Here is an 18,597-nt window from a genome sequence, read left to right as displayed (position 1 = left end):
CGGTTTAAATGATCTCTGATTTAACATCGGTGACGGCCCTCTGGGGGGGCGTCATTTTTTTGGGGATCTATCACGGCATCAACCCCGGTATGGGCTGGCCGCTTGCGGTGTCTGCCGCATTGATGGAACGCAAACACAAAGCCATGCCTCGGGCGCTCGCCATGCTCGCCTTAGGCCATTTTTTAGCCATGATCGGGATTTTGCTGCCGTTTTCGCTGATGGTGGTGCTGATCGAATGGGAACTGGAAATCCGCGTCGCTGCAGGGATTTTGGTGATCGCGATGGGCGTCTATCTGTTGATCAACCGCCGTCATCCAAAAATTCTGGCACGGGTACATCCTGCACGGCTGGTGCTGTGGTCGTTTTTGGCTGCAATGGCACACGGGGCGGGGTTGATGCTGGTGCCGATATATCTGGGGCTATGTGCCGTCGGCGCAGACGAGGCGGGTCACCTCGCCGCGCAAAGTCTTATGGGCAACACGATCACAATGGCCTTTGCGGTGGCCGCTGTGCATACACTTTCGATGACCGTCGCGGGCGGGGCCATCGCGGTTGCGATCTACATGTGGCTGGGCCTGAAGTTCCTGTCGCGGACGTGGTTCAATCTTGATTTTGTCTGGGCGCTAAGCCTGATCTTAGTCGGAACCTTTGGCATCTATTCCGCGTACAGCGGTCATTGATCGGCCACCGCCAACATCATGACGACCTGAGAATTTCGCTACTCTGCTGCCTCCGAATAGGTGTCCATTGGCGGGCAGGTACAGGTCAGGTTTCGATCCCCCCAAACGTTGTCCACGCGGTTCACCGAAGGCCAGTATTTGTCCACACGAAACGCGCCTGCAGGGAAGCATCCTACCTCACGACTGTAGGGTCGGTCCCAATCTTTCACGAGGTCTTCCATCGTGTGTGGTGCATTCATCAGCGGGTTATTCTTCGGATGCGCCGTGCCATTTTCGATCTCGGCGATTTCAGCCCGAATGCCCAACATGGCGTCACAAAAACGATCAAGCTCCGCCTTATTTTCGGACTCGGTTGGTTCGATCATCAGGGTGCCCGCGATTGGAAAGCTCATCGTTGGTGCGTGAAATCCGCAATCAATCAGGCGTTTGGCAATATCATCAACGCTGACATGCGCACTGTCGGCAAACGGGCGGGTGTCGATAATGCATTCGTGGGCAACGCGCCCTGTAGGCCCTTTGTAAAGAACGTCGAACGCACCCTCCAGCCGCTTGGCGATGTAGTTGGCATTCAAAATCGCAACACGGGTGGCTTGGGTCAGGCCGTCCCCACCCATCATCAGGCAATAGGCCCAAGAAATCGGCAACAGCGAGGGCGATCCGAACGCGGCAGCCGAAACCGCCCCGTCGCCGGTTGTTGGATCGCCGGGCAGATGGGCAATCAAGTGTTCTTTCACGCCAATTGGCCCCATGCCCGGCCCACCGCCACCATGCGGGATACAGAACGTCTTATGTAGATTAAGGTGGCTGACGTCGCCGCCAAGATCGCCGGGGCGCGACAGCCCGACCATCGCGTTCATATTTGCGCCGTCAATATAGACCTGCCCACCGTGGTCGTGGGTGATCTGGCACACATCGGTCACAGTTTCTTCAAAAACCCCGTGGGTCGATGGATAGGTGATCATACATGCCGCAAGGTTATCGGCGTGTTGTTCCGCCTTGGCCCGAAAGTCGTCCAGATCAATGTCACCATTCGCGGCCGATTGAACTGGCACAACCTTCCATCCAACCATATGGGCAGACGCCGGATTGGTACCGTGCGCCGACATCGGGATCAGACAAATATTGCGATGACCTTGATCGTTTGCACGGTGATAACCTGCGATGCTCAACAGCCCCGCATATTCCCCCTGCGCGCCAGAATTGGGCTGCATGGAAATCGCGTCATAGCCTGTGACATCACACAGCTTTGCCGACAGATCATCGATCATTTCCATGTACCCCGCCGCTTGGTCGCGTGGGATGTAGGGGTGCAGCAGCGCGAATTCGTCCCACGACACAGGCATCATTTCCGCCGCAGAGTTCAGTTTCATCGTGCACGACCCCAACGGGATCATCGCGCGGTCCAGCGCAAGATCACGGTCGGCCAAACGACGCATGTATCGCATCATCTCAGTTTCGGCGCGGTTCATGTGGAACACCGGATGCGTGAGGTAGTCAGACGTGCGGATCAGCTTTTCGGGCACATGATAATGCGGCGTGTAATCCTTGTCTGCGCGCTCAATCCCGAACGCACGCCAGACAGCTTCGATTGTGTCCGAACGGGTTCGCTCGTCCAGCGTGATGCCGATCTGCGTATCCCCCACAGCGCGCAGGTTGATGCCTTCGTCCACAGCTGATTTCATCACGGCGGCTTGCAACGGTCCGACGTCGACAGTGATGGTGTCAAAGAACGTTACATGGGCAACCTGAAACCCCGCCATCTTCAGACCTTCGGCCAAACGGGCAGTTTTACGGTGGATGCGTTGGGCGATTGCACGCAGTCCTTCAGGTCCATGAAACACCGCATAAAAACCTGCCATAACCGCCAACAACGCCTGCGCCGTACAGACATTACTGGTCGCTTTTTCGCGCCGGATATGTTGTTCGCGGGTTTGCAAAGACAGGCGGTAGGCGCGGTTGCCATGGCTATCAATCGACACACCCACAATCCGTCCGGGCATGGAGCGCGCATAGGATTGTTTCGTCGCCATATAGGCCGCATGCGGGCCGCCGTAGCCGACAGGCACACCAAAGCGCTGCGTGCTGCCAACGGCGATATCGGCCCCCATCGCACCGGGTTCCTTCAGCAATGTGAGCGACAGCGGGTCAGCTGCAATAATTCCGATGGCTTTCGTCGCGTGCAGCTTTTCCATCTCAGGCGTAAAATCACGCAGATGACCGTAGGTTCCCGGAAACTGGAAAATCGCGCCAAAAACCACACTGGCGTCTAGGTCATCCGGCTTGCCAACTGTAATTTCGATCCCCAAGGGTGCCGCGCGGGTTTTTATCACTGCGATGTTTTGCGGATGACAGTTTTCGTCGACAAAGAAGCCCTTAGCTTTAGTTTTGGCAACCCGCTGCGCCATTGTCATCGCTTCCGCGCAGGCGGTTGCCTCATCCAGAAGCGACGCGTTCGCTATTTCCAATCCCGTCAGATCAGACACCATCGTTTGGAAGTTCAAAAGCGCCTCTAACCTGCCCTGCGAAATCTCCGGCTGGTAGGGGGTATAGGCGGTATACCAAGCAGGGTTTTCGAGGATATTGCGCTGAATCGCAGGCGGCGTGACCGTCCCGTGATAGCCCTGCCCGATCAGCGATGTCAGGACTATATTCTTGGATGCCACAATTTTCATGTGATGCAAAAGTTCACGTTCTGACATCGGCTTCCCGAAATCGAGCGGCTTTGCCTGTCGGATTTTCTTTGGCAAAGTATCATCAATAAGCGCGTCAAGACTGGCAGCCCCAACGACTTTTAACATCTGGACCATCTCGGCGGGGGATGGGCCGATATGGCGTCTGTTGGCGAAGTCGTAGGGCAGATAGTCGGTGGGGGTGAAGGTCATGACGGGCTCCGCTCATAGGGGTATCAGGGCGTTAGGAAATCAACTTGTTGTAGGCGGCTTCGTCCATCAGGCCATCCATTTGCGATGGGTCTGATGGTTTGATTTTAAAGAACCAACCATCGCCAATAGCGTCATCATTCGCCAGCCCTGGATTGTCCGTCAGAGCGGTATTCACTTCTACGATTTCGCCATCAATCGGCGCCATGATGTCTGATGCGGCTTTGACACTTTCAATGACCACGATTTCCTCGTCTTTTACGACAGTCGTTCCAACTTCGGGCAGTTCGACAAAGACAATATCGCCAAGCTGCGTTGTCGCGTGTTCCGTAATACCGACAACGATGACATCGTCTTCGGCCCGTAACCATTCGTGTTCTTCAGTGAATTTCATATCGGTTCTCCAGTGATTTAGCGTTTGAAATTTGCAGGCGTAAATGGAAGCTTCGTAACGGTCAGCGGCAGGCGCTTACCCCTAAGTTGGCCGAAAACGACGGTGCCTTCGACAGTTTGCGCGTTCGGCACGTACCCCATGGCCATCGGCCCCCCGATTGTGGGACCAAAACCGCCCGATGTGATTGCGCCAATCGGTGTCTCATCTTCGGCATTGGCATAAAGCCCAACACCCTCGCGCATTGGCGCACGCCCCTCTGGCATAAGACCGACGCGCTTGGTGTCTGAACCGGCACTAAATTCTGCCAACACAACATCAGCGCCCGGAAATTCGCCCGCGCGTGCGCCGCCCGCGCGCCGCACTTTCTGGATCGCCCAATTTAACGCGGCCTGTGCAGGCGTCGTGTCAGTGTCGATGTCGTGGCCATAAAGGCAAAGCCCGGCTTCCAATCGCAGGCTATCACGTGCGCCAAGACCAATGGCCGCAACATCGCCATGTGACAGAAGTTGTCGCGCCAAATCAGCCGCGTGGGACGCGGGAACCGAAATCTCAAAGCCGTCTTCGCCCGTATACCCTGATCGCGAAATCCAACACTCCGCATTGCCAATCATCAGCGTCGCGACATCCATAAACCGCATGTCAGCGGCTTTCGGGTTAAGCGCCGCCAACACCGCCTCCGCTGCAGGTCCTTGCAACGCAAGCAGCGCGCGGTCCGTGATCTCGGTCACCATCACACCGTTCAGATTGGCCTTCATATGCGCGATATCGGCGGCCTTGCACGCGGCATTCACGACAACAAAAATATGATCGCCGCGGTTTGCAATCATAAGATCATCCATGATCCCACCCGCATCGTTGGTGAAAAACCCGTACCGCTGCCGGTCTTTTTGCAGGTCAAGGATATCAACTGGGATCAATGTCTCTAACGACAAGGCAGCACTCGCATAATCGTCGCCCGTGATGATCACTTGCCCCATATGGCTCACATCGAACAATCCAGCTTTCTCACGGGTGTGAGTGTGTTCTTGCATAACGCCCATGGGGTATTGCACGGGCATGGAGTACCCCGCAAATGGCACCATCTTCGCCCCCAGCTCTACGTTCAGGTCATGGAGTGGAGTGTGCAAAAGTTCGGACATCGGCGGCCTCTTTTATATTCGCCGATCGGAAAATTGATATTCCTGCGGCATCACGACAGTACGACGGCCAAAGCCCTCACATATGATGCCCCCTCTGTCCTTGCGCCAACTTTAGCGCGCCTGAGATTGCTATCCCTTCGGCGGGCACAATTTTAGGTGCCACTCTCCAGAGTTTAGTATCAACATCGGTCCGTTGGCCTGAGAGTTTCCGAGGCGGTTGCTCCTTCGGCACCAGATGAGTGGTTCTCCCGACGTCAATGTTAAGAATTTGCCTCGTCCGTCGCACGCACGCAAGCACAATGAACCGGTTTTAGCCTTTAGATCATATTGCAGCAGCATCTTGATGATCCAAGCCCGTGTCTGCCTTGGGGCTTGACGCCTGAAGCATCTGCACTTACCCGTCCGCGCTTCTTATATATTGCCAATAGGTTCCCCCATGAGTCCGCACAGCCATTCTTTGGGCATCGACTTTGGCACGTCCAATACGGGCGCTGCTTATTTGCTGAACGGCAAGCCGCAGTTGATTGAACTCGAGCCTGGGCAAACCAGCTTTCCGACGACGTTTTTCTTTGATTATGAAACCCGCAAGACCCTGATGGGTCATGCGGCCAATCAGGCATTGCTCGACGGGGATGACGGGCGATTCATGCGGGCGCTCAAACGTGTTCTTGGCACAACATTGATGCACCAACCGCGCCAAATCCTGAATGCGCGTGTGACATTCGTCGACATCATTGCCCGCTTCTTGCGCCACGTCAAAATGCAGGCTGAGGCCGAGACGGGCCTGACCTTTGATCGCGCTGTTTGTGGCCGGCCGGTGGTTTTCCATGCCACTGGTGATCCACGCGAAGCGCAGGCTGAAGCGGATTTGCACGCTTGCTACATCGCCGCCGGTTTCAAAGAGGTTTCGTTCGTTGATGAACCCGAAGCCGCCGCAATCGCAAGCGGCGCGTTAGAAAATGCGGGCGAAATCGGCTTGATCGTCGATATTGGCGGCGGCACATCGGATTTTTCCGTGTTTCGATCCGGCAATTCTGGTGTCGAAATCCTCGCCAATCATGGGGTGCGCGTCGGCGGAACCGATTTTGATCGCGCTATCAGCATTGATCGTGTGATGCCCTTGCTTGGCAAAGACGGCGCGCTGCGCAAGGTCATGGGGCCGGGCACAACGCCAGTGCCACGCGCGATTTTTAACGATCTCGCGACATGGGAAAAGATCCCGTTTCTTTATACCGCACAAACCCGTCGATTGATTGACGAAATGCTGCGCCTTGCGATTGAGCCAAAAAAACTTGGTCGCCTTGCTGCAGTGCTGGAACATGAACTCGGCCATGAGGTCGCGTTTGAAGTTGAGCAGGGCAAAATTGCCGCGAACGCGGGGCAAGACGATTCGTTAATTGCCCTTAACCATATAGAAAAGGGCTTGTCCGCGCCCCTCTCTCCAGACGCACTCAGCAGTGTGCTCGCCCCCTACGCGGCCACCTTGCTTGTGACTGCGCAAGAGACGTTGGACCTCGTGGGGTTAGACGCGTCACGGATCGACAGGGTGATCTACGTCGGCGGGTCCAGCCTGATGAACATGGTAACTACGACAATGGAAATGCGCTTTCCAAAGGCCGCTCACACCTTCACCGAAGTGTTCTCGGCTGTTGCAGACGGGCTCGCGCTCGCCTCCGCGCAAAAATAGCGGTCAGTCGGATTGGCTGTACGGCCACTACGCCAAGTCTAGTGCAGACCGCTCCCGTCGGCCTTTGGCCCAATTCAGGCCCAGCACAAAAATCAAGACGGCAGCGCCGACGCCTTCAATCAGCAGATCGGGCCAGAACACCGCAACCACACCAGGTACGACAATAAGCCGATGCAACATGTTGATCGGCGCGAACAAGAACCCTTCCAGGCAAGCCGCGAAAGCCGTGAGCGCGACGATGGCTAGGAACCCGTTCCAGACGACCAACGGTATCGGCCCCCCAAGAATAATGCTTTCATTGAACACCATAAACAGCGGGATCAGATAAAGACCCTTGGCGAATTTCCACGACTGGATGCTGGTTTCCAACGGTTTGGACCCTGAAATCGCCGCCCCCGCAAAGGCCGCTAAGGCCACAGGTGGCGTCACGTTGCTGTCTTGCGAATACCAGAACACCACCAAATGCGCGATCAATAACGGAATGCCGAACTCCGACGTCAACGCCGGACCCACAAGAATGATCAACACGATATAAGCTGCTGTGACGGGCAGACCCATGCCAAGAATCAGACTTGCCAAAAGCACGAGGATCAACGCCAAGACGATGTTACCACCAGAAAACGCGATCATCATCGACGAGAATTTCAACCCCAATCCGGTCAAGCCGACAACGCCGACGATAATCCCGGCCACAGCGCAGGCCATCGACACCGCGACCGCATTGCGTGCGCCCAGTTCCATCGCTTGTGCCGTCAATGACAGTCCTCTTTTGCACAGCGCGATAAGACCATCCATCGTCGGTCGGTCAGTTCCATAACGCCACAGCGCGCGGGCCGATGCCGCCGCGATCACTGACAGAATTGCGTAGAACCCCACACGCATCGGCGAATATCCGGCAACCAGCAACCACACCAGCGCCACCAGCGGCAATAGAAAATGCCAACCATCGGCCATAACAGCCCGCACCTTTGGCAATTGATCGCGCGACAATCCAGTCATGCCCTGTTTGACGGCTGCAACGTGGACCAACAGATAAACCGCACCAAAATACAGGAAGGCCGGAAAAATCGATACGATCACGATGTCGACGTAGGGTACCTGCGTAAATTCGGAAATCAGGAACGCGCCCGCGCCCATAAGCGGCGGCATGATCTGCCCGCCCGTTGACGCCGCAGCTTCAATCCCGCCCGCCTGCGCTGGCGTGTATCCAAGGCGTTTCATCAGCGGAATTGTAAACGCCCCCGTGGTCACCACATTGGCAATCGCCGATCCGCTGATCGACCCCATGCCCGCCGATGCGATAACTGCGGCCTTGGCCGGACCGCCGCGCTGGCGCCCCGTTGATGCATATGCCAGATCGATAAAAAATTTGCCCGCACCTGTGACTTCCAAGAACGCGCCAAACAGAACGAAGACAAAAATGAACGTGGCCGCAACGCCAAGCGGCAGACCAAAGATGCCTTCGGCACCAAGGGTCAGCTGGCTGCCCAACCGGTCAAGCGAATAGCCCCGATGGTTGAGGATTCCTGGCATCCAATCGGCGAGAAACGGCAACTCTCCGCGACTGCCCGCAAAAGCATAGACGATAAACGTCGCCCCGATGATCGTCATACCGAGGCCGACCGCGCGCCGCGCGCCTTCAAGGACGATAAGTGTCGTGACAATTCCGATGAAGATATCAATCTGACGCGGGAAGATTGCGTTGGCGATGATATCGATGTTGATCGGCACCCAACCACCCACCAACACCGCGCAAATGATAAGTCCCCCGTCGATGGCCCACCCAAGGGCGCCGCGTGCGTGGTTCTGACCAAAGACCGGATAGATCAAAAAGCACAGCACCAACACAAATCCCAAATGGATCGGCCGCTGAAAGAACAGGCCAAGCGGCTGAACGCCCGCTGCATAAAGCTGGAACAGGGACAGCGCGATACCAACAACGGCGATCACCCGCAGCAGGATGTGCTGTGTCGCAATGGTCGGCTGCGGCATTGGCGGACGTTCGGCAAGTTCGGTGGTCATATCGATCAGTTCCCTGTCAAAGCGATCCGCACGCGCGCGCGCGGTGCAAGCGCCGAGAGCGAGATTTCCATCCCGTTCGCGCGAATTTGGTGATCTACAAAGCCCACACCGGGGCGCAGGATATAGGCGTCGTTTGGCACGGGTTCATCAATGCCTTCGATCCAATACCCGCCTTGGCCGTCCGACATTTGCACGCCACGACCCGGAATATGACCAAGCCCGGCCGCAAAATCCGGCTGGTGAGAGCGGACCAAAACCATTCTGCCTTCGCGGTTTTCATAGCAATCCGCCACCTCGAACCCTTGGACAGAGTGGTGCCAAAGCACACACCAACCAGACCCTTCGGGCACGTCAAACACTGCAAGAACCGTGCCAGTGTCCACTTGGGTCGCGATCAGGCTACCCGATTGCGCAACTGTCGCAGAAATAGTCAGGAGGAGGGCACAAAGCCCCCCTCCCACAGATCGTGTCACGGGCGCAGGGCGTCTGGAACCGTCGCACCGATTTCCTCAAAGTAGCGGATCGCACCGGGGTGCAGCGGGATCGGTGAGGCAGACAAAGCCAGTTCGACTGTTGTCTGGTTTGCAGCAGGGTGAACGGCCTGAAGTTCCGCGATGTTCTCAAACATCGCACTGGTGATCGCATAGGCCAGATCTTCAGACATTTCCGACGATACGACCAAAACGTTTGGCACACCGATCACCGAAATATCCATGTCCACGCCACTATATGTGCCGCCCACAAGCGTCGTTACCGCAAAGACCGGATTGGCAGCGTCAGCCGCCGCCAGTTCATCCGCACCAAGTTCGATCATCACAATGTTATTCGTCGTCGCAAGGTTCAGGATCGACGACGTTGGCGCGCCTACCGACCAGAAGCCCGCGTCGATGTCGCCGTTCGCAAGCGCATCTGCGGTTTCGTTGAAGTTCAGACGCTGCTCATCGATGTCATCATAGGAAATGCCATTGGCTGACAGGATTTGTTCGGCGTTCACCTCGGTGCCCGACCCCGGCGCGCCGATTGAAATGCGCTTGCCGACCATGTCTTCAAGCGAATTGATGCCGCTGCCGTCCAACGTCACGATTTGCACCATGTTGGCATAGGCAACGCCGATCGCGCGAACCATTGGTAACTGCTGACCTTCAAATCGGCCAGATCCCTCATAGGCTTGCAGGACCGTATCCGCCAACGCCAACGCGACGTCCGCATCGCCCGTCGCAATCAGGCCCATGTTTTCGACCGACGCGCCAGTGACTTCTGCAGTCGCTGCATAACCGTCGACATGGTTGTTGATGATCTCAGCAAGACCGCCACCCATTGGATAATAGACGCCGCCAGTACCGCCAGTGGCGACCGAAAGCTGCTCTTGCGCAAAGGCGGGAGCTGCCACAACCAGCGTTGCAGCCGCGAGTGTTTTAAAGAATTTCATAGTTAGGTCCTCCCATTGGTCCATAATTGCATGCTCCACTTTAGGGATGTGACAAACACTTTCAAGCCGTATGATTATGTTGCATAAATTTTGCGCGTTAAGCTGCGCGGGGCCGCAAAACGATCCAATTCATGGCGGCCAGAATTAAGATCGCCCCAACCGAGAAATCCGGTTGCGGCAGTTCATCCCCGCGCACAGAAAAAACCAGCGGGAACGCGGGATAGCCAATGCCCAGCACCTTAACGATGGACAAGGAAAATATATTCAACGTCACAACGGCCAACGGTCAACCGGCCGCACTCAGTCGTGAATCCGTGGCATCGCGCCAGCCAGGCCAGCGTGGAATTTCATCGCAAGATTACCAACCACCAAGGTGTCACAGGCTGTAAGCGTTACGTCGCTCAGCGGCACGTCGGACAGGTCGGTAACAGCGACACCGATTCGGTCCAGCCGATGCGCAACAGCATCGTTGCCACCATCAATATAACCAACCCGCATCTGCGGCAGAGCGGCTGAGACGATGCAGATTTCTGCTGTTGCGCGACGCACAAAAACACGCGGCGCGATATGATCACGACGGATATAGCGATGAAAGCATTCCACCCTACTACCCCGCTTCGGCGGTTTTTGATGGTCAGTTTGGCCCAAACACGTGCAACACGGCACATATCGCGCTGTTCATCCGGAACGAGACGGGGTCAAATTAAACTCACAACGTGAAAGGGCAGCGCAGATTGAAAATCACGCCTGCGAGGCTTGGTATCCAAAATCGTGCATTCCTCGAAAATGTCTGATTTGGGTTGTTTCTTGAATAGTTCAAGAAACACTTTCGGTTTAGTCAGCAAGCCGCTCTCCGCATGTTAGGCCGATGAAGAATTGCAACATGCGCGTTATATATATCGGGCGAGGAGAATTTCCCGCCCGATATTTCTATGGTCTTCTTAATTAGAATACGTGGTCTTCTGCGATCCAGACTTGCCCGCCAGAGAATCCAAAGTCGGACCCAAGCGGCTGGTTTTCGCCCTCTAGGAAAAACCCTTCGAAATTTTCGCTGGGGGCGGCGAGCGCAGCAAATTCGTGAATACCGGCGAGATTGGCAGTATGATCGGTGTGGCCGGTCGTTGCGCTATTGTCATTGGTGTCTTCATTAAAGATGAGCACATCCGGACCGCCAAAGATGACATAGCTCACACCAGAATCCACTTTGCTTGCACCGCCACTATTTGGGACTGGTTCGGGCGGACCAAACTGGTCCCAATTTTCGGTGAAGGGACCTTTACCCCCTGACGCCGGCCCGTCGGTATGAAGCGTGGTGACGCTGTCGGCATGAGGGGCACCAACAATCAAGTCATCGAACCCATCACCATTCACGTCACCTGCGGCGCTGACAGACGTTCCAAACCCGTCCCCTCCGGACGTACCATTAATCACGAAACCGCCAACACCTTCCGCAATCGCTGAAAGGTCCACAGCACCGCTATCGGCTTTGCCATAGACGACATAATTTACGCCAGAGTTATCAACGCTACCGTCAGCAGCCGGAGCCCCGATGATCAGGTCGTCAAACCCATCGCCGTTCATGTCACCAGCAGTGCTGACCGAGAAGCCGAATTGATCCCCCTTAGACGAGCCGTTGATCACGAAGCCAGTCCCGTTCTCTTCGAGAGTTGAGAGATCAACAGCGTCGTCATCGGATTTACCAAAGACCACGTAGCTTGCGCCAGAATTCTCGGCTTTGCCATCAGCATTTGGTGCCCCAACGATCAGATCATCAAACCCATCGTTGTTTACGTCACCTGCAGAGCCAACCGAGTAGCCCGATTGATCGTCTGTGGACACGCCGTTAATTTCGAAGCCATGCCCAACGATTTCAGAGAGATCAATCGCAGTATTGTCAGCCTTGCCATAGACGACGTAGCTAACGCCAGAATTCGCAGCGTTCCCTTCGGCGACTGGAGCCCCGACGATCAAATCATCAAACCCATCGTTGTTTACGTCGCCAGCAGCGCTGACTGAGAATCCAGCCGCATCAAACTCTGACACCCCATTGATCACGAAGCCATGTGCCTCGATCTGGCTAAGGTCCACTGCGACACTTTCCGCTCTGCCAAAGACCACATAACTCGCGCCAGTGTCTTCACCGTGTTCGGTGCTGTAATAGCTTTCACCGCCACAGCTTGGGCTATATTTGCCTTGGACTCCTGGGGCACCGATGATCAAATCTAAGTACCCATCGCCGTTCACGTCACCAGCAGAGCTGACTGAGAAGCCTGCCGCATCAAGACTATTCGCCCCTGATATTACGAAGCCACCGTTGCCCTCCGCGACCTTTCCGAGGTCCACTGCGTTACCGTCGGTCTTGCCAAAAATAACATAACTCTCGCCAGAATCTTCGCCATTAGCAGACGGTGCCCCGACTATAAGGTCATCAAGTCCATCGCCGTTTACATCACCAAGGGAGCTGACTGAGAAGCCAGATTGATCCCCGACAGACGCCCCGTTTATCACAAAGCCACGCGCGTCGTTGCCTGCGCCTTGGCCGAGATCGGACAAATCAACTGGCAGGATTGGTTCCATTTGTGGGTCGCCGGACAAATCAAGCTCGACGTCGTCAACAAACACTTTCAGCGTTTCAAATTCGGTTGCTGAAAGTTTAAAGGCCGTGAATTTATACACTTCAGAATTAAGATTGGTGTTGTCAGCCAAAAACACCAGATAGTCGCCGATGTTGTCTTGGACCGCCTGACTCGAATATTCCTCTGCAGTAAATTCCAGCGTCAGTGTGTCGACGCCGTTTCCGCCAGTATAATTGTCTACGTCAGCTGTCGCTTTAAGTGCCCTAGTGTAGACAACATTATCAACGCCGCCTCCGGCCATGACTGTGTCACTGCCGCCGCCAGATCGGACAATGTCAGCGCCATCGCCAGTGATAATGGCGTCGTTGAAACGGCCCGAAGTGATTTCGAAGTTTTCGACGCCCGCATATGTGGCCTCACCGAGTCCAGAGACAGTTCCGGCGTAACCGGCGCTGAAAGCCCCAGTTAAAGCGCTTATGGTTACAGCACCTGTTGCGGCAGAAAAATCAGCGATCAGCGTGTCGTTTCCTGCTCCAGCAGCAATTATGTCAGTGCCACCTTTGATATTGATCCGGTCATCGCCCGAGCCGGTAGCGATGATATCGATGCCCGAGCCAGTAAAGACTATGTCGTTTCCAGCCCCAGTCGCAATCGTATTGGCGCCGCCACCCGCATAGACCACATCATCACCACCGCCTGTGGCAATTGTATCAATTCCGTCACCCGTCGTTATTTTATCACGCCCATCGCCAGTTGCGACTGTATTGGAGCCTTCCCCAGCTATGACGATATTGCCACCGTCACCCACTGTGATGGTATCGGCACCGCTTGGATTCAAACATCAAGTGCAACGGTTGATTTAAAGGCCACGATTTCGTCGGCCATAGCTTCAGCGGGTGTTCTCCAACCGAGAGTTTTTCTCGGACGGTTGTTCATCAGGTTTGCAACGTCGTTGAGCCATGTTTGGCTTGCACCGTTCAGGTCAGTTCTTTTGGGCATGAACTGACGCAGCAGTCCGTTGGTGTTCTCGTTGCTGCCGCGCTGCCAGGGAGCATGCGGATCGCAGAACCAGATATCAATTTTCAATCGTCGCGCCAATTCCGGATGGCAGGCCATTTCGGAGCCACGGTCATAGGTCATGCTCTTGCGCAAATCAGCGGGTAATCGTCTCATCTGGCGGGTGAAGCTGTCAAGCGCGGCCTCGGCCCCATTGCCATCCATTTTGCAAAGAATGACGAAGCGTGTCTTGCGCTCGACCAAGGTCCCCACTGACGAGCGATTGAATGCGCCCTTGATGAGGTCGCCCTCCCAATGGCCTGGTACCAGTCGTGCTTCGATCTCTTCAGGGCGATTGATAATGCGCAATGATTCCGGGACCATAGCACTGCCCGCCGCTGTCCTGCGCTTGAGCCCACGCTTAGGCTTCGCTTGACGCAACGCCTCGATCATCGCCGCCTTCAGCCCGCCACGTGGCTGCGCGTAAATCGCGGCATAGATGGTCTCATGGCTCACATGGGCGGATGGATCATCAGGCTTCATGAGACGCAGTCTCTGCGCAATCTGCTCAGGCGACCAGTGCAGATGTACGAGCTTGCCATGAACGAAACGATAAAGATCGCTCCCCTCCACAAGCTTGCGCTTGCGGCGGCAGCGCTCGCGCCGGGCATCATAGGCCTGCCGCGCCGCTTGCGGGCAATAGCTGCCGTCTTCCTGCCGACCTCGCGCCAGCTCACGGCAGATCGTGCTCGCCGGGCGATGCAAAAGCTGGCCGATCAACCGCTGACTGCTGCCCCTATTATGCTCGGCTAATATCACGCCACGGTCCTCGCTGCTGAGGTGCTTCCTTCGTATGTCCATCACAACATCCTATGCCCAAAGGGCTCTGAGTGTTGCATTTGAAACTTGAGTCTAAGCCGTCACCTGCAGTAATTATATTTCTGCCCGATGAGGCGGTAATGGTATTGGCACCGTCGCCAGCAATGATTGTATTATTTCCAGAAGTGACTGTAATCGTATCAGCCCCAGAACCTGCAGTAATTATGTTATTGCCAGACGTCGCTGCAATCGTGTTAGCACCAACACCAGCTTCAATTATGTTATTTCCACAAGTGAGGGTGATCATATCCGCACCTTCGGCCGTGGTAATTGTGTTGTGTCCCGCCGTCGCTGTAATCGTGTTGGCACCACCACCTGCTTCGATTGTGTTACTTCCGCTTGTAGCCGTGATCGTATCCGCACCTTCAGCCGTAGTAATTGTGTTCTCTCCGGATGTGGCAGTGATCGTATTGGCACCACCGCCAGCTTCGATTGTGTTATCTCCGGATGTGACTGTGATCGTATCGGCTCCGCCACCAGCGCTAATTGTGTTATCTCCTGAGGTTCCGGTGATTGTATTGGCGCCGTCGCCTGCATCCACGATGGTATCTGCAGATGTAAAAATAATGGTATCGGTGCTGGGCGTTCCTTGGATATGAAGTTCGCTGTGTGCGTCTGTATTGCTGGCCATATGAATCCCTTTGGCGTAGTAGAGAGAACTATAATTTATCTATTGCTGGGTACGCGATTACAATTTTATTAAAGGACAGAGGACGAGTTATATTCCGTGAGGTCCAATTTTCGATTAGAGATCGCATTTCAATCTTTGAGAGTGACGTTCTTTCAACGCATTTGGGCGCTTTTGACTAAAACGACAGTGCTTAAAAACATTGAGGCCCGCATTACTTCCGTGAATACAAACAGCCCATTCATTTTGAATATCCCAAAGAGATTTAATGCAGCGTCAATCTAAAAAGAAAACCATTCAAAACTAACTTTTGTAGGTTCAGCCCTAACTTTTGAAAATGGCAAAATATTGTCAAAAAAGTGCGCAGCTACTCAATTTTTCGATACTTCTAAGTATTTGATCCCATGGTTTGATGGTGCGATCTGTTCTTTGGAATGGAAGGAGGCATTCTGGGACAAATGGACCACAGGAGCGCCTCGTACTGTTCCGCATTCTCCAACCAACTTGAGGGACAGGAACTGTCCAAGTCCGTGGATTTGTGTCAGGTCGTGCCCCAGAACACCAAAGAGTGCAGCGCGGACATCGAACGACGGCGTTCCAACTTGTTTTGTCTTGGTCCGAGCTTTGGGCACGCTCGACAACCTGTGCCACAGCGTCCCGCTTGAACTCATCTGTAAACCGAATTCCCTTACTCATATCCGTCTCTCTTTGCTTGGGCAAACAGTTGAGTACGTTCATCGTTTTGTGTTGCCAGCAACGTTGGTGCCGCGTTGTGGGATAGACTTCATCCATAGCGGCCCAGAACCCCATGGCACCGTCCCTGATGGCCAGCTTGGGGGCATTCATCCCCCGGCTTTTGAGGCTCAACAGAACTTCGCGCCAGCTCTGCGTGGACTCGCGCACCCCGTCCTCGATAGCCAAGAACCGCTTCTTGCCACGGGCTGTGACGCCAACAATCACAAGGGCGCAGAGCTTATCATCTTCGCCTCGAAGGCCACTGTGGACGCCGTCGGCCCAGATGTAGACCAAAGGTTCATCCTCCAGCACTGCCTCTCTCCAGCCGTCATATTCCTTGGCCCAATCACGCTTCAGCCGCGAGACCGTATTTGCTGATAAGCCAGCGGCATCAGGACCCAGAAGAACCTTGAGGGCCGCGCCCATTTCGCCACTGGAAATCCCTTTGAGGTAGAGCCACGGCAAGGCCGCTTCCAACAACAAATCAACCAGATACGCCGCCAACCTTCAAATCCCAGAAACACCAGATTCAGTCAGAGCTCCCATTGAACAGCTGTTACCGTGTAATTTCACAGTGTGAAGCTCGGCTTACTTTATTGGCATAGTTTTTCAGTCACTCATTTAGTGTTAAATCATTTTTTAATTTGGGATTCTGAAACACAAAAGCCGCCCCAAGGGGCTGCTAAGTATTAATGATCATCGAATGAGAGATACAAGCGCTTTATATTGGAATTCTTTACTAGGTTTGGCAGTGACTTACTCTCCCACGTCTTAAGACGCAGTACCATCAGCGCAACGGTGCTTAACGACTGGGTTCGGAATGGAGCCAGGTGTTTCACTCGTGCTATGACCACCAAACCAAGAAAAGAATTTACAATATCAAGCGTTGTCCAAGTCAGCATTACTGTTCGTGGTATGTGTATGACTTCATTGTCTAGTATTACAAGGCATGCCTTGCTTCTACTGGATCAAATCAAGCCTATCGAGCCATTAGTACCAGTCAACTGAACGCATTGCTGCGCTTACATCTCTGGCCTATCGACGAGGTAGTCTACCTCGGCTCTCAGGGATATCTTGTTTTGAGGGGGGCTTCCCGCTTAGATGCCTTCAGCGGTTATCCTGTCCGTTCATAGCTACCCAGCACTGCCGTTGGCACGACAACTGGTCCACCAGTGGAACGTTCACCCCGGTCCTCTCGTACTAGGGGCAACTCCTCTCAAATATCCTACACCCACGGAAGATAGGGACCGAACTGTCTCACGACGTTCTAAACCCAGCTCACGTACCTCTTTAAATGGCGAACAGCCATACCCTTGGGACCTGCTCCAGCCCCAGGATGAGATGAGCCGACATCGAGGTGCCAAACACTGCCGTCGATATGGACTCTTGGGCAGTATCAGCCTGTTATCCCCGGCGTACCTTTTATCCGTTGAGCGATGGCCCTTCCACTCGGGACCACCGGATCACTATGACCGACTTTCGTCTCTGCTCGACTTGTCAGTCTCGCAGTCAGGCTGGCTTATGCCATTGCACTCAACGACCGATTTCCGACCGGTCTGAGCCAACCTTCGCGCGCCTCCGTTACTATTTAGGAGGCGACCGCCCCAGTCAAACTACCCACCACGCAGGGTCCCGGATCCGGATAACGGACCGCGGTTAGATATCAAACAAAACAAGGGTGGTATCTCAAAGGAGGCTCCACAGAAACTAGCGTTCCTGCTTCAAAGCCTACCACCTATTCTGCACATGTTGTGTCTAATACCAATGCGAAGCTGTAGTAAAGGTGCACGGGGTCTTTCCGTCTAACCGCGGGAAACCTGCATCTTGACAGGTAATTCAATTTCGCTGAGTCGATGTTGGAGACAGCGGGGAAGTCGTTACGCCATTCGTGCAGGTCGGAACTTACCCGACAAGGAATTTCGCTACCTTAGGACCGTTATAGTTACGGCCGCCGTTTACCTGGGCTTCAATTCGGAGCTTGCACTCCTCCTTTTAACCTTCAGGCACCGGGCAGGCGTCAGACCCTATACGTCGTCTTGCGACTTCGCAGAGCCCTGTGTTTTTAGTAAACAGTCGCCACCCCCTGGTTTGTGCCCCCAGTCAATACTTGCGTAGAAACCGGGCCTCCTTCTCGCGAACTTACGGAGGTATTTTGCCGAGTTCCTTCAACATCGTTCTCTCAAGCGCCTTGGTATTCTCTACCAGTCCACCTGTGTCGGTTTAGGGTACGATCTCATGGTGGAGCTATTTCCTGGAACCTCTAAGCAGCCCATTCAATCCAATAAGGATGAACTACCCTCGAGATCCGTCACTACCACCTGGCCCAGGAATATTAACCTGGTTCCCATCGACTACGCCTTTCGGCCTCGCCTTAGGGGTCGGCTTACCCTGCTCAGATTAGCTTTAAGCAGGAACCCTTGGACTTTCGGCGACAGGGTCTCTCACCCTGTTTGTCGCTACTCATGTCATCATTCTCACTAGTGATCTCTCCACCGGATCCCTCACAGGCCGGCTTCATCGAAAATTCCTTGCGTCCAATCCACCCCGAAGGAT

The 18,597-nt window shown here is 54.6% G+C and carries 13 protein-coding genes, 2 rRNA genes, 1 pseudogene and 1 riboswitch (1 of these 17 only partly in view); of the genes and pseudogenes, 2 read left to right on the top strand and 14 right to left on the bottom strand.

Annotation, left to right across the window (positions count from 1 at the left end; translation table 11 throughout):
- The first annotated feature begins 8 nt into the window (after positions 1-8).
- Positions 9-680 carry a hypothetical protein gene (locus OA238_RS01745; protein ID WP_015493817.1) on the top strand — a complete coding sequence of 224 codons (672 nt, stop codon included), beginning with the start codon at positions 9-11 and terminating at the stop codon, positions 678-680.
- A 38-nt stretch (positions 681-718) separates the two neighbouring features.
- On the opposite strand, the gene gcvP is transcribed toward OA238_RS01745, so the two are convergent.
- The 3 genes from gcvP to gcvT are packed head-to-tail and all read right to left on the bottom strand — an operon-like array spanning position 719 to position 5,092.
- On the bottom strand, positions 719-3,562 hold the full coding sequence (gcvP, locus tag OA238_RS01740) for an aminomethyl-transferring glycine dehydrogenase (RefSeq protein WP_015493816.1): 2,844 nt from the start codon (positions 3,560-3,562) through the stop codon (positions 719-721).
- A 31-nt stretch (positions 3,563-3,593) separates the two neighbouring features.
- Positions 3,594-3,953, bottom strand: coding sequence for a glycine cleavage system protein GcvH (gene gcvH, locus OA238_RS01735; RefSeq protein ID WP_015493815.1), 360 nt, complete (start codon positions 3,951-3,953; stop codon positions 3,594-3,596).
- 17 nt (positions 3,954-3,970) lie between these two features.
- On the bottom strand, positions 3,971-5,092 hold the full coding sequence (gene gcvT / locus OA238_RS01730; RefSeq protein WP_015493814.1) for a glycine cleavage system aminomethyltransferase GcvT: 1,122 nt from the start codon (positions 5,090-5,092) through the stop codon (positions 3,971-3,973).
- A gap of 176 nt (positions 5,093-5,268) precedes the next feature.
- Positions 5,269-5,353: riboswitch (glycine riboswitch) on the bottom strand.
- Between the two features lie 175 nt (positions 5,354-5,528).
- On the opposite strand from gcvT, the gene OA238_RS01725 reads away from it, so the two are divergent.
- Complete coding sequence (locus tag OA238_RS01725) at positions 5,529-6,779, top strand: Hsp70 family protein (protein WP_015493813.1); 1,251 nt, start codon at positions 5,529-5,531, stop codon at positions 6,777-6,779.
- A gap of 27 nt (positions 6,780-6,806) precedes the next feature.
- Here the strand turns inward: OA238_RS01725 and OA238_RS01720 are convergent, their stop codons facing one another.
- The 11 genes and pseudogenes from OA238_RS01720 to OA238_RS01670 all read right to left on the bottom strand — a co-directional run.
- Positions 6,807-8,801 carry a TRAP transporter permease gene (locus OA238_RS01720; RefSeq protein ID WP_015493812.1) on the bottom strand — a complete coding sequence of 665 codons (1,995 nt, stop codon included), beginning with the start codon at positions 8,799-8,801 and terminating at the stop codon, positions 6,807-6,809.
- Positions 8,802-8,806: 5 nt separating this feature from the next.
- A complete protein-coding gene (locus OA238_RS01715) occupies positions 8,807-9,274 on the bottom strand; it encodes a DUF1850 domain-containing protein (RefSeq protein WP_245581424.1) in 468 nt (155 codons plus the stop codon).
- Positions 9,271-10,230 (bottom strand): TAXI family TRAP transporter solute-binding subunit, encoded by a 960-nt coding sequence (locus tag OA238_RS01710; protein ID WP_044036108.1) that lies wholly within the window; start codon positions 10,228-10,230, stop codon positions 9,271-9,273. Before OA238_RS01710 ends, OA238_RS01715 begins: the two co-directional genes overlap by 4 nt.
- Before the next feature lie 97 nt (positions 10,231-10,327).
- Positions 10,328-10,483, bottom strand: a complete 156-nt coding sequence (locus OA238_RS32435; protein WP_187293128.1) for a hypothetical protein — start codon at positions 10,481-10,483, stop codon at positions 10,328-10,330.
- A gap of 47 nt (positions 10,484-10,530) precedes the next feature.
- Complete coding sequence (locus tag OA238_RS01700; RefSeq protein ID WP_044036104.1) at positions 10,531-10,833, bottom strand: hypothetical protein; 303 nt, start codon at positions 10,831-10,833, stop codon at positions 10,531-10,533.
- A gap of 342 nt (positions 10,834-11,175) precedes the next feature.
- Positions 11,176-13,644: a beta strand repeat-containing protein gene (locus tag OA238_RS28540; protein ID WP_015493809.1), complete on the bottom strand. Its 2,469-nt coding sequence runs from the start codon at positions 13,642-13,644 to the stop codon at positions 11,176-11,178.
- The gene (locus OA238_RS01690; protein WP_015493808.1) at positions 13,641-14,663 is read right to left on the bottom strand and encodes an IS30 family transposase; all 1,023 of its coding nucleotides are present in this window, start codon (positions 14,661-14,663) and stop codon (positions 13,641-13,643) included. The genes OA238_RS28540 and OA238_RS01690 overlap by 4 nt, the downstream gene beginning before the upstream one ends.
- Positions 14,602-15,312 (bottom strand): calcium-binding protein, encoded by a 711-nt coding sequence (locus tag OA238_RS01685; RefSeq protein ID WP_015493807.1) that lies wholly within the window; start codon positions 15,310-15,312, stop codon positions 14,602-14,604. The genes OA238_RS01690 and OA238_RS01685 overlap by 62 nt, the downstream gene beginning before the upstream one ends.
- A gap of 678 nt (positions 15,313-15,990) precedes the next feature.
- Positions 15,991-16,521: pseudogene (locus OA238_RS34865) on the bottom strand (IS256 family transposase); the annotation flags it as partial.
- Between the two features lie 266 nt (positions 16,522-16,787).
- Positions 16,788-16,902, bottom strand: a 5S ribosomal RNA gene (rrf, locus tag OA238_RS01675).
- Positions 16,903-17,013: 111 nt separating this feature from the next.
- Positions 17,014-18,597: ribosomal RNA gene (locus OA238_RS01670) — 23S ribosomal RNA — on the bottom strand; it runs 1,267 nt beyond the window's last position.

This window comes from Octadecabacter arcticus 238 (assembly GCF_000155735.2).
Lineage (GTDB): Bacteria > Pseudomonadota > Alphaproteobacteria > Rhodobacterales > Rhodobacteraceae > Octadecabacter > Octadecabacter arcticus.
The sequence above is the reverse complement of the archived record's forward strand: the minus strand, read 5'-3'. Positions and strand labels throughout refer to the sequence as shown.